Below are 11,859 nucleotides of genomic sequence, written 5' to 3' on the forward strand. Positions count from 1 at the left end.
ACGGGCGCGGTGCGGGCGCGTCTCATGCGTCACCTCCGGGCAGGGCGGCCTCGGCGCCCGATGACGTCCGCGGAGCCGCAATGGCGGCCCCCACGGTAGGCAACGGCACCCGCGCCTCGAACTCCGCCCCGCCCCCGGCCGCCCGCGACACCGTGAGGGTGCCGTCGTGGCGTCGTACCGTCTGGCGGACCAGGGCGAGGCCCAGGCCGCGGCCGCCCGGGGCGGTGGCCGGCTTGGTCGACCAGCCGCGTTCGAACACCGCCTCGGCGTGCGCGGGGTCCACCCCGTCCCCGGTGTCCGACACCCGCAGGACCAGGTCCGGGCCCTCCGTGTAGGCGGTCACCGTCACCCGCGCGCCCACCGAGCCCTGGGCCGCGTCCACCGCGTTGTCGATCAGGTTGCCCAGGATGGTCACCAGATCCCGGGACGGGAGGGAGGGCGGCAGCAGACCGTCGTCGATGCGGCTGTCCTCCGACACCACCAGCTCCACACCCCGCTCGTTCGCCTGCGCCGCCTTGCCGAGCAGCAGCGCCGCGAGCACCGGCTCGTTGACCGCGGCGACCACCTGGTCCGTGAGGGCCTGCGCCAGTTCGAGCTCGGCCGTGGCGAAGTCGACCGCCTCCTCGGCGCGGCCCAGCTCGATCAGCGACACGACCGTGTGCAGCCGGTTCGCCGCCTCGTGCGCCTGCGAGCGCAGCGCCTGGGTGAAGCCGCGCTCGGAGTGCAGCTCGCCCGTCAGCGCCTGCAACTCGGTCACGTCGCGCAGGGTGACGACGGTGCCCCGGCGTTCGCCGCCGGAGACCGGGGAGGTGTTCACCACCAGTACACGGGTCGCCGTCAGGTGCACCTCGTCCACCCGGGGCTCGGAGGACAGCAGCGCACCCGTCAGCGGGGCCGGCAGTCCCAGGTCCGCCACCGAGCGGCCCACCACCTCACCGCTCACCCCGAGCAGCTCCCGGCCGCCGTCGTTGATCAGCGCCACCCGGAACTGGCCGTCCAGCATGAGCAGGCCCTCGCGCACGGCGTGCAGGGCGGCCTGGTGGTAGTCGTGCATCCGGCTCAGCTCGGTCGCGTTCATGCCGTGCGTGGAGCGGCGCAGCCGGGCGTTGATCACATAGGTGCCGATGCCGCCCAGCACCAGTGCGCCGACCGCGACCCCCGCCATGGCGGTCACCTGGTCCTGGACCCGCGCCGTGACCGTCTCGATCTTGATGCCCGCGCTCACCAGGCCGACGATCCGGCCGCCGTCCCGGATGGGCGTGACCGCGCGCTCGGACGGGCCCAGCGTGCCCGTGTACCTCTCGGTGAAGGTCTCGCCCTTCAGCGCACGGTCTATGTGGCCACGGAAGTGCTCGCCGATGCGCTGGGGGTTGGGGTGGGTCCAGCGGATGCCCTGCGGGTTCATGATCGTGACGAAGTCCACGCCGGTGTGCCGCTGCACCTGGAGCGCGTAGGGCTGGAGCGACTTCGTCGGGTCCGAGGTGCGGATCGCCGCCCGGACCGAGGGGGAGTCCGCGACCGAGCGGGCCACCGCCGTCGCCTGGCGGTCGGCCGACTGGCGGGCCTGGCTGTGGTCGCTGACGTAGGTGAACAGCGCGTATCCGGCGACGAGCACCGCGATCAGCACGGCCTGCATCGCGAAGAGCTGACCTGCGAGGCTGCGGGGTCTCGGTATACCCGGGAGGTGCATGCGTTCAGTCTGCCTCGCGGTTCCGGTCCGCCGTATAAGCGAGAACTAAATGAACGGAAGGGTGACCGCCCTCACAGGGGCGGGAGATAGTCGCCGCATCCCCCGGGAGCGTCAGCCGCCTCCCGGACCCCGGGAGTACACCTCCCGGTCGCCGGGAGTACGCCTCCCGCCACCCCCCGGACGTGAGCCGCACGCCGGATGAACCGACGACGTCGTCGAGGAGGGCAGCCGTGGCCAGCACAGCCCCAACGGCACCTGCCGCGCCCGCAGCCAAGCGGGACCGCACCCACTACCTGTACATAGCCGTGATCGTCGCGGTGGCGCTCGGCATCGTCGTGGGCCTGGCCGCCCCCGACACCGCGGTCGAGCTCAAGCCCCTCGGCACCGGCTTCGTGAACCTGATCAAGATGATGATCTCGCCGATCATCTTCTGCACGATCGTGCTGGGCATCGGTTCGGTACGGAAGGCCGCCAAGGTCGGCGCCGTCGGCGGTATAGCCCTCGGCTACTTCCTGGCGATGTCCCTGGTGGCACTGGCCATCGGCCTGGTCGTGGGCAACGTCCTGCACCCGGGTGAGGGCCTGCACCTGACGAACGCGATCAAGCAGGCGGGCCACGCCCAGGTGTCCTCGGACGCCCTGCCGCCGGTCGACTTCGCGCTCTCGATCATCCCGACCACGTTCGTCTCCGCCTTCACCGAGGGGCAGGTCCTGCAGACCCTGCTGATCGCGCTCCTCGCCGGGTTCGCGCTGCAGGCGATGGGCTCCGTCGGCGCGCCGGTGCTGCGCGGCGTCGAGCACGTCCAGCGGCTCGTCTTCCGCATCCTCGCCATGGTGATGTGGGCCGCGCCGATCGGTGCCTTCGGCGCGATCGCCGCCGTCGTCGGCTCCGCCGGCCTGGACGCGCTCAAGAGCCTCGCCGTGCTGATGCTCGGCTTCTACGTGACCTGCGTCCTGTTCGTCTTCGTCGTGCTCGGCGCGGTGCTGCGGATCGTCGCGGGCCTGAACATCTTCACGCTGCTGAAGTACCTCGGCCGTGAGTTCCTGCTGATCCTGTCCACCTCCTCCTCCGAGTCCGCGCTGCCGCGGCTCATCGCGAAGATGGAGCACCTGGGCGTCAGCAAGCCGGTGGTCGGCATCACCGTCCCGACCGGCTACTCCTTCAACCTCGACGGCACCATGATCTACATGACCATGGCGTCGCTCTACATCGCCGACGCGCTGGGCACGCCGATGTCCGTCGGTGAGCAGATCCCGCTGCTGCTCTTCCTCCTCGTCGCCTCGAAGGGCGCGGCGGGCGTCAGCGGCGCCGGCCTGGCGACGCTGGCCGGCGGCCTGCAGTCCCACAAGCCCGCGCTGGTCGACGGCGTCGGCCTCATCGTCGGCATCGACCGCTTCATGAGCGAGGCCCGCGCCCTGACCAACTTCGCGGGCAACGCCGTGGCCACCGTCCTGATCGGCACCTGGACCAAGGAGATCGACAAGGACCGGGTCCGGCGGGTGCTCGCCGGAGAGCTGCCCTTCGACGAGACCACGCTGCTGGACGAGGGCCGCTCGGCGGTCCCGGCCGACGACGCCGACGGCGTCGAGGTGGCCGGCCTGGGCGGCGACAAGGAGCTGGCGAAGGCGTAGGCGCTCCGCTGGTCAGGCGGTCCGGCACCCGCGGGCCGTCCGCGGCCGGTCGCGCAGTTCCCCGCGCCCCCTTAGGGGCGCCACTCACCCCGAGCGGTCGAGCCTCCCCCCGTGGGCTCGGCCGCTCGGCCCTTTTCCGTTTCCGGGGCGGTCTTCACCCGCTCAGCTTCGCCACCAGCTCGCCGGCCCGTACGGCGGGCACCCCCGCGGCGGTCAGCAGCGTCACCGCGGCCGAGCGGCCCGCCTCCCGGGCTGCCAGCAGGCCGTCGTTCACCGCCTCCATCAGCGCGAACAGCATCTGCTCGTGCACATACGCCAGTGCCTGCGGCGGCAGCGGTGAGACGAACACGCCCTGCTCCAGACCGTGCGTCAGGAGCTCCTCACACGCCTTGCGGACCGGTGCGAGCCGGTCGCGGATGCCCTGCACGGTGACGCTGCGCTGGGCCAGCGCGACCAGGATCCGGTAGCGGTCCGCCACCTCCCACACCGCGAGCGCCGAGCGGGCCAGCGCCTCCGCCGGGTCCTCGACGCCCTCGCGCCCCGCCGCGTGCGCCGCCGCGACCGCCTCCACCGCGCCGTCGACGAGAGTGCTGATCAGCACCTCACGGCTGGGGAAGTGCCCGTACACCGTGCGCCGCACGACCCCCGCGGCCCGGGCGATCTGATCCATGGACGCGTCCGGGTCGCGCAGCAGCTCGGCCAGCGCGACATCCAGGATGCGGCGGCGGTTCAGATCGGCCCGGCTGGCGTTACCCGTGGTCATGGCAGCCATTGTGCACGGCCCGGCGGGGCGCCCGTGCGCCTCCACAGGGCCTCCACCTCCTTCGTTTGCACAACACTGTGCAACGTCGTACATTGCACAGTGTTGTGCAGTTGCACGATGCTGTGCAACTCGAGGGCAATGGAGAAGAGGAAGGCCCGCACCCATGCGTCTCGTCATGAACGAACCGGTCGAGAGGATGGACCGGCCCTACCCCCGGCGCTGGTGGGCGCTGCTCGTGCTGTGCCTGAGCCTGCTGATCATCGTGATGGCGAACACCGCCCTCACCGTCGCCGCCCCCGACATGACCCGCGACCTCGGCCTCACCAGCGCCGACCTGCAGTGGGTCATCGACGGCTACACCGTCCCCTACGCGGCGCTGATGCTGCTGCTCGGCGCGATCGGCGACAAGTACAGCCGGCGCGGGGCACTCGTCCTCGGGCTCGTCGTCTTCGGCGGCGGCGCCGTCTTCGGCTACCTCTCCGACAGCGCCGCGACCGTCATCGCCGCCCGCGCCGTCATGGGCGTCGGCGCGGCGCTGATCATGCCCGCCACGCTCTCCCTGCTCGCCGCGACCTTCCCGCGCGCCGAACGCGCCAAGGCGATCACCCTGTGGACCGCGACCGCCGGGCTCGCCATCGCGGCCGGGCCCGTCGTCGCCGGAGCGCTGCTGCAGAACCACGGCTGGTCCGCGACGTTCCTGATCAACGTGCCGATCGCCGCCGTCGCCCTGGTCGCCGCCTTCGTCCTGGTCCCGCCGTCCCGGGCCGCGCACCACGACCGGATCGACATCGTCGGCGGACTGCTGTCCGTGGTCTGGATCGGCGCCCTCGTCTACATGATCATCGAGGGTCCGCATTTCGGCTGGGACACCAAGGCCGTCACGGCCGCCGTGGTCGCGGGCGTCGGACTCGTGCTGTTCGTCGCCTGGGAGCTGCGTCACCCGCGCCCGGTCCTCGACGTGCGCCGCTTCGCCCGCCGCCGCTTCGCCGGTTCCAACCTCGCCGTCGCGCTGTTCTTCCTGGCGGTCTTCGGCGCCTTCTACTACCTGACCCAGCACCTGCAGTTCGTCCTCGGCTACGACGCCCTGCAGACCGGGGTCCGCATGCTGCCGCTCGCCGGGGCCGTGTTCGTGGGCTCGGCGCTGACCGGATTCCTCACCCCGCGCGTCGGCATGAGGATCACCGTGACCGCGGGCATGGTCGGCGGCACGGCGGCGCTCGCGCTGCTCACCCGCGTCGACGCCGGATCCTCCTACGGCGACTTCGTGCTGCCCCTGGTGATCCTGGGCCTCGCGATCGGCCTCGCGCTGTCGCCCTGCACCGACGCGATCATGGGGTCGTTCCCGGAGGCCGAGCTGGGCGTCGGCGGTGCCGTCAACGACACGTCCATCGAGCTCGGCGGCTCGCTCGGCATCGCCCTCCTCGGTTCGGTGCTCGCCGACTCCTACTCCTCGCACCTGGCCGACGCCACCGCCGGCAGCCGGCTCCCGGCGAACACGCTGGACACCGCGCAGGACTCCGTCGGCGCCGGATACGCGGTGGCACAGGGCATCGGCGACAAGGCCCGGCAGCTCGCCGAGCAGGCCGCACACGCGAGCAGCCCCCGGCAGGCCGCACAGCTCAAGGCGCAGGCCGACCAGCTCGCGCACGGCGCCCGGCAGATGGCCGACGCGGTCGGCTCGTCCTTCGCGGACGCCGTCGCCCACACCAGCCTGGTCGGCGCGGTGATCCTCGGCGTCGGCACCGTCCTGGTCGCCGCGCTGCTGCCGCGCGGGAACAGCCCCGCCCAGTCCGGTGAGGAGCAGGCCGAGGAGCGCGAACTCGTGACCGCCGAACGCCGCTGACCTCCGCGGGAACCCCGCGTCCTGCCCCTACGTCTCGTAGGACATGCACTACCGTGCCGTGCCGGAACAACCGGCACGGCACCTTCTGTGGGAGGCACGGGGGTATGAAGATCGACTGGGACCGGCGCACCTGCGCCCGCCGCGGGCATGTGACCTACGCTCCGGACGACCCCCGGCTGCGGATCCGGCTGCACGCCCAGACCGCGCTCGGGGACGTGTGGCGCTGTCTGCGCTGCGGCGACTTCGTGCTCGGGGAGCCGCACGGCGCGGGACCGGCCGGCGACGCCCCGCTGGTGCCGCGCGGCAAGGTGCTGCGCGACCTGTTCATCCTGCGCTTCCTGGCCATCGAGCGGGCCGTGCGCGGGGTGTTCATCGTGCTGGTCGCGGTGGCGGTGTGGAGGTTCAGCAACAGCCAGGACGCGGTACGGCGGCTGTTCAACGAGTACCTGGACGTATTCCGCCCGGTCTTCAAGCACTTCCACTACGACCTCGACCACTCGCCCGTGGTCGGCACCATCCAGAAGACCTTCGGCTACAGGCACTCCACGCTGGTCCTGGTGGCCGGGCTGCTGCTGGCGTACGCGCTGATCGAACTGATCGAGGCGGTCGGCCTGTGGTACGCCAAGCGCTGGGCGGAGTACCTGACGGTCGTCGCCACCGCGGCCTTCCTGCCGCTGGAGGTGTACGAACTCACCGAGCACATCAGCGGCCTGAAGATCGCCACACTGGTCCTGAACATCCTCGCGGTCCTCTACATCGCCTTCGCCAAGCGCCTGTTCGGGCTGCGCGGCGGCCGTGAGGCGTTCGAGGAGGAGCGGCGCAGCGCGTCGCTGCTGGAGGTGGAGGAGTCGGCGGGGGTCCTGCTCACCTCCTGAACCGTCCGGATCCCCGCCGCCCCGGGGCACCGGAGTGCGAGCGGGCGTGTCACGACACCCCGGCCGCGTACCGCCAGAAGTCGCGCATCAGGGCGGGCGGGGTCGGGCTCTCCATCGCGCGCTGGGTGAGCAGGATCGCGACCGTCCCGGTGGCCGGGACGACGTGGGCGCTGGTGCCGGTGCCGCCGACCCAGCCGTAACGGCCGGGGACGGTCCAGGGACGGGCGGCCGCGATGTCCACCGCGCCGCCGTAGCCCCAGCCCTGCCCCTCCAGGAAGAGGGCGGCGCTCGCGCGCTGTGCGGGAGTGAGGTGGTCGGTGGTCATCCGGCGCACCGACTCCGGGGCCAGGACGCGGCGGCCGCCGGGCGCGGTCCCGCCGGCCAGCAGCATGCGGCCGAAGGCCAGCCAGTCGGCGGCCGTACCGACGAGCCCGCCCCCGCCGGACGGGAACGCGGGCAGGCTGCTCCAGCCGCCGTCCGGGGTGTCGATGACCTCCAGGCCACCCGTGCCGTCGGGGCGGTAGGCGGTGGTGAAGCGATGGCGCTCGGCGGCCGGCACCTCGAAGGCGGTGTCGGTCATGCCGAGCGGCTCGAGGATCCGCTCGGCCAGCACCTCGGGCAGCGGACGGCCGGTCGCCCGGGCGATCAGCACGCCTTGGAGGTCGGAGCAGGTGTGGTAGAGCCAGGCCTCGCCCGGCTGGTACAGCAGCGGGAGACGGGCCAGCTCGGCGAGCCAGGTGTCCGGGTCGGGCAGGGCACGCGGGTCCGCGCCGGGCTTCTGCACCTCGAACAGGGCCTTGACCTGGGGCAGGGAGAAGTCGGACGGGAAGCCGTAGCCCGCGCGGAAGGTCAGCAGGTCCTCGACGGTGATCTGCCGGGAGGCGGGCACCACGTCGTCGAGCGGACCGGCGGGGTCGCGTACGACGGTGGGGTGCGCCAGTTCCGGGAGCCATGCGGCGACCGGGGCGTCGAGGGCGAGGGTGCCGTCCTCCACGAGGGTCATCACCGCGGCGGCCACCAGGGGCTTGCTGATCGAGGCTAGGCGGAAGACCGCGTCGGGCGGCATCGGTCCGGCGCCGGTGGCGTCGAGGGAGCCGACCGCCGCGATCTCCGTGCGGCCGTGCCGCTCCACCAGGGCCACGGCGCCCGGCGCCCAGCCCTCGTCTACGTACGTCTTCAGAATGTGGTGCAGGGTGGTCATGGTTCCGTCCGTCCGCCGCATCGGATGCCGTCGAAGACGAGACTGCCGGGGCGGGGCGGAATCATCGGTGCCCGCCGGGGGAGTGGCGGGATTTTTTGCGCGGACCGCCCGACCGCCGGCGGTGTTGCCCTGACGTCGGCGTCAAGGATTACCGTCACGGACATGCGAATCGGCGAGCTGGCGGCGCGGGCCGGGACCACCACGCGGACCTTGCGGTACTACGAGTCGCGGGGACTGCTGCCCGCGCGGCGCACCGGCAACGGGTACCGCACCTACGACGAGCGCGATCTGCGACTGCTCCAGCAGATCCGCACGCTGCAGGACTTCGGGTTCGACCTGGAGGAGACACGGCCCTTCGTGGAGTGTCTGCGGGCCGGGCACCCGGAGGGCGACTCCTGCCCGGCGTCGCTCGCGGTCTACCGGCGCAAGCTGGACGAGCTCGACGCCCTGATCGGAGAGTTGCGGTCGGTGCGGGAGAAGGTCGCCGGACAGCTCGCGCGCGCCGAGCAGGCCCGCGACGGGCTGGCCGCCGAGGCGCTGGTTCCGGGGGGTCCGGAACCGCTGTGCGAACTGGGAGGGCAGGAGCGGTGATCAAGGCGGCTGGTGTGGCCGAGGTGACGGACGCGGACTTCGGGGCGGAGGTGCTCGCATCGGATCTGCCGGTGCTGGTGGAGTTCACCGCCGACTGGTGTCCGCCGTGCCGGCAGATGGGGCCGGTGCTCAGCTCCGTGGCCTCCGAGGAGGGTGACCGGCTCAAGGTGGTCCAACTGGATGTGGACACCAATCCGGAGACGACGAACGCGTACAAGGTGTTGTCGATGCCGACCTTCATGGTCTTCCGGAACGGCGAGCCGGTGAAGGCGATGGTGGGGGCGCGGCCCAAGCGACGGCTGCTGGAGGAGCTGTCCGACGTGCTGTAGTTCCCCCCGCCCGGACAGCGGAAATCCCCCGAGCAATTGCGCTCGGGGGATTTCTCTGCGTATATTCAATGGTTCGCGACTTGGCATGACAAAGGTCGCGGAGAAGCTTTGATGAGCACAGTATATCCGGGCGGGAGCTGAATTGTCAAACACCGAATTTCCGGACGATGAATTGCGGCAGGAGCAGGAATTCATCGACGGGTTGTACGCGCGGGTGGACGCGCTGCGCGGCGACACGGAGGTGTCCGTCGCGGACGCGCTCGGCCAGGGGGACAAGCCCATGCAGGCCCGCCTGGAGCGGGACATCCTCGTCGCCGAACGCTCGGGGCTGCTGGCCGCGCTGAACGCGGTGGACGGCTCGCTGTGCTTCGGCCGTATCGACCTCACCTCAGGAGCGAGCCACCACATCGGCCGTATCGGACTGCGCGCCGACGACGCGGACCGCACCCCGGTGCTGATCGACTGGCGGGCCGAGGTCGCCCGCCCCTTCTACCTGGCCACCGGGCACACCCCGATGGGCCTGCGGCGCCGCCGGCACATCTCCACCGAGGGCCGCCGGGTCACGGCCCTGCACGACGAGCACCTCGACGTCGCCGACCGGGAACGCACCGGACACGAGGACCCGGCCGGGGACGACGTGCTGCTCGCCGCGCTCAACGCGGCCCGCACCGGCCGGATGGGCGACATCGTGCGCACCATCCAGGCCGACCAGGACCGCATCATCCGCGCACCCCACCGGGGCGTGCTGGTGGTGGAGGGCGGCCCGGGCACCGGCAAGACGGCCGTCGCGCTGCACCGCGCGGCCTACCTCCTGTACGAACACCGGGAGCTGCTCGCCCGCCGCGCCGTCCTGATCGTCGGCCCGAACCCGGCGTTCCTCGGCTACATCGGCGAGGTGCTGCCCTCCCTCGGCGAGACCGGCGTGCTGCTCGCCACGGTCGGCGAACTGTTCCCCGGGGTGAAGGCCACCGCCACCGACACGCCCGAGGCGGCCGCCGTGAAGGGCCGCGCCGAGATGGCCGACGTGCTCGCACGGGTCGTCGCGGACCGGCAGGCCCTGCCCGACCCGGTCATCGCCATCGAGCACGACCGGGACGTCCTGCTGCTCGACGACGGACTCGTCAACGTCGCCCGCGAACGCACCCGCGCCGCGAAGCTGCCGCACAACGTGGCGCGCGAACACTTCGAGGGCCACATCCTCAACACGCTGACGGACATGGTCGCCGAACGCATCGGCACCGACCCGTACGACGGCTCCAACCTCCTCGACGCGAGCGACATCACCCAGATCCGCGACGAACTGGCCGAGAATCCGGAAGTGTGGTCCGCGATCGACCGGTTGTGGCCGCGGCTGACCCCGCAGCGGCTGGTCGCCGACTTCCTCGCCGACCCGGAGGGCTACCTCTCCGACGAGGACGCCGCCGCCGTCCGCCGCCCGGTCACCCGCGCCTGGACCACCGCCGACGTCCCGCTGCTCGACGAGGCGGCGGAGCTCCTCGGCGAGGACGACCGCATCGCCCGCGCCCGCGCCGAACGCGAGCGCCAGGCGCAGGTGTCGTACGCGCAGGGCGTGCTCGACGTGTCGTACGCCTCCCGGACGTACGAGTTCGAGGACAAGGAGGACAGCGACCCCGACGCCTCCGAGGTGTTGTCCGCGCACGACATCATCGACGCGGAACGGTTCGCCGAGCGGCAGGAGGAGGCCGACCACCGCAGCGCCGCCGAACGCGCGGCGGCCGACCGCACCTGGGCTTTCGGGCACATCATCGTCGACGAGGCGCAGGAACTGTCGCCGATGGCGTGGCGGCTGCTGATGCGGCGCTGCCCGACCCGCTCGATGACGCTGGTCGGGGACCCGGCGCAGACGTCCGAGGCCGGCGGGGTCGGCTCGTGGTCGAAGATCCTCGCGCCGTACGTGGAGGACCGCTGGGAGCACACGCGTCTCGGCGTCAACTACCGCACGCCCGCGGAGGTCATGGAGGTCGCGGCGGCCGTGGTCCGCGCCGAGCACCCGGGCTTCGAACCGCCGAGCTCGGTCCGTGCCACGGGCGTACGGCCGTGGGCGCGCCGCGCGGTGGACGACCTCCCCGGCGAGGTCGCGAAGGCGGCCGCCGAGCTCACCCCGGCCGAGGGCCGGCTGGCGGTGATCGCCCCGCGCGAGCTGCACCGGGCGCTGGCCGCGCGGATCGACGGGGTGACCGCGGGCGGCGAACCGGACCTGACCCGGACCGTGGTCCTGCTCGACCCGCGCCAGGCCAAGGGCCTGGAGTTCGACTCCGTCCTGGTGGTCGAGCCGGGACGCTACGGCACGAGCGACCTCTATGTGGCGCTGACGCGGGCGACTCAGCGCATGGGGATCGTGTACGGCGGAGAGCTGCCGGCGGCGCTCGCGGACCTGCGGAGCTGACGTCTCACATGGCGGAGGGACTGGTGTCCAGCCCCTCCGCCATGTGAGGACGGGAGGACGGGGAGACCGAGGCTCAGGCCGGGCGGAGCCACACCGTGGCCAGCGGCGGCAGCGTCACGCGGATGCTTGCGGCGTGGCCGTGCCATGGCGTCGGCTCCGGTTTGACCGGGTCCGGGTTGCGGACGTCGCCGCCTCCGTACGCCGCCGCGTCCGTGTTCAGCACCTCGTGCCAGGCCGGAACGTCGTCGGGGACGCCCAGGCGGTAGTCCTGGCGGACCACCGGGGAGAAGTTGGACACCGCCAGCAACGGCGTCTCCTCCGCGTCGTACCTCAGGAACGCGAGCACGTTGTCGTCGGCGGCGTCCCCCACCACCCAGCGGAAGCCGGACGGTTCCGTGTCGCGCTGCCACAGGGACGGGGTGTGGCGGTAGACGGTGTTGAGGTCGCGGACCAGGTCGCGTACGCCCCGGTGGTCGGCTTCCGCCCCGTAGTCCGGGTCCAGCAGCCACCAGTCCGGGCCGTGGGCCTC

The 11,859-nt window shown here is 72.2% G+C and carries 10 protein-coding genes; 6 read left to right on the forward strand and 4 right to left on the reverse strand.

Annotated features, from left to right (window positions below):
• Positions 1-22 precede the first annotated feature (22 nt).
• Positions 23-1,690: a sensor histidine kinase gene (locus ACZ4SW_RS36215; protein WP_468253335.1), complete on the reverse strand. Its 1,668-nt coding sequence runs from the start codon at positions 1,688-1,690 to the stop codon at positions 23-25.
• A gap of 230 nt (positions 1,691-1,920) precedes the next feature.
• Between ACZ4SW_RS36215 and ACZ4SW_RS36220 the strand changes: the two genes are divergently transcribed.
• The gene (locus tag ACZ4SW_RS36220; protein WP_468253336.1) at positions 1,921-3,321 is read left to right on the forward strand and encodes a cation:dicarboxylate symporter family transporter; all 1,401 of its coding nucleotides are present in this window, start codon (positions 1,921-1,923) and stop codon (positions 3,319-3,321) included.
• Between the two features lie 154 nt (positions 3,322-3,475).
• On the opposite strand, the gene ACZ4SW_RS36225 is transcribed toward ACZ4SW_RS36220, so the two are convergent.
• The gene (locus ACZ4SW_RS36225) at positions 3,476-4,093 is read right to left on the reverse strand and encodes a TetR/AcrR family transcriptional regulator (RefSeq protein ID WP_468253337.1); all 618 of its coding nucleotides are present in this window, start codon (positions 4,091-4,093) and stop codon (positions 3,476-3,478) included.
• Between the two features lie 154 nt (positions 4,094-4,247).
• Here ACZ4SW_RS36225 and ACZ4SW_RS36230 point away from each other — a divergent pair, with 154 nt between their 5' ends.
• Both ACZ4SW_RS36230 and ACZ4SW_RS36235 read left to right on the forward strand, forming a co-directional pair.
• Positions 4,248-5,927 (forward strand): MFS transporter, encoded by a 1,680-nt coding sequence (locus ACZ4SW_RS36230; RefSeq protein WP_468253338.1) that lies wholly within the window; start codon positions 4,248-4,250, stop codon positions 5,925-5,927.
• A 104-nt stretch (positions 5,928-6,031) separates the two neighbouring features.
• Positions 6,032-6,802: a DUF2127 domain-containing protein gene (locus ACZ4SW_RS36235; protein ID WP_468253339.1), complete on the forward strand. Its 771-nt coding sequence runs from the start codon at positions 6,032-6,034 to the stop codon at positions 6,800-6,802.
• Positions 6,803-6,851: 49 nt separating this feature from the next.
• On the opposite strand, the gene ACZ4SW_RS36240 is transcribed toward ACZ4SW_RS36235, so the two are convergent.
• Positions 6,852-8,003 carry a serine hydrolase domain-containing protein gene (locus ACZ4SW_RS36240; protein ID WP_468253340.1) on the reverse strand — a complete coding sequence of 384 codons (1,152 nt, stop codon included), beginning with the start codon at positions 8,001-8,003 and terminating at the stop codon, positions 6,852-6,854.
• 162 nt (positions 8,004-8,165) lie between these two features.
• Between ACZ4SW_RS36240 and ACZ4SW_RS36245 the strand changes: the two genes are divergently transcribed.
• The 3 genes from ACZ4SW_RS36245 to ACZ4SW_RS36255 all read left to right on the forward strand — a co-directional run bounded on the left by ACZ4SW_RS36245 (position 8,166) and on the right by ACZ4SW_RS36255 (position 11,330).
• Positions 8,166-8,594: a MerR family transcriptional regulator gene (locus ACZ4SW_RS36245; RefSeq protein WP_468253341.1), complete on the forward strand. Its 429-nt coding sequence runs from the start codon at positions 8,166-8,168 to the stop codon at positions 8,592-8,594.
• Positions 8,591-8,923: a thioredoxin gene (gene trxA / locus ACZ4SW_RS36250; RefSeq protein WP_468253342.1), complete on the forward strand. Its 333-nt coding sequence runs from the start codon at positions 8,591-8,593 to the stop codon at positions 8,921-8,923. The genes ACZ4SW_RS36245 and trxA overlap by 4 nt, the downstream gene beginning before the upstream one ends.
• A 124-nt stretch (positions 8,924-9,047) precedes the next feature.
• Entirely contained in the window at positions 9,048-11,330 is a 2,283-nt protein-coding gene (locus ACZ4SW_RS36255) for a HelD family protein (RefSeq protein WP_468253344.1), read from the forward strand.
• A gap of 73 nt (positions 11,331-11,403) precedes the next feature.
• Here ACZ4SW_RS36255 and ACZ4SW_RS36260 read toward each other — a convergent pair.
• Positions 11,404-11,859 (reverse strand): alpha amylase C-terminal domain-containing protein (locus ACZ4SW_RS36260; RefSeq protein ID WP_468253343.1); only part of this gene is annotated, 456 nt, incomplete at its 5' end.

This window comes from Streptomyces sp. NPDC028331 (assembly GCF_055565775.1).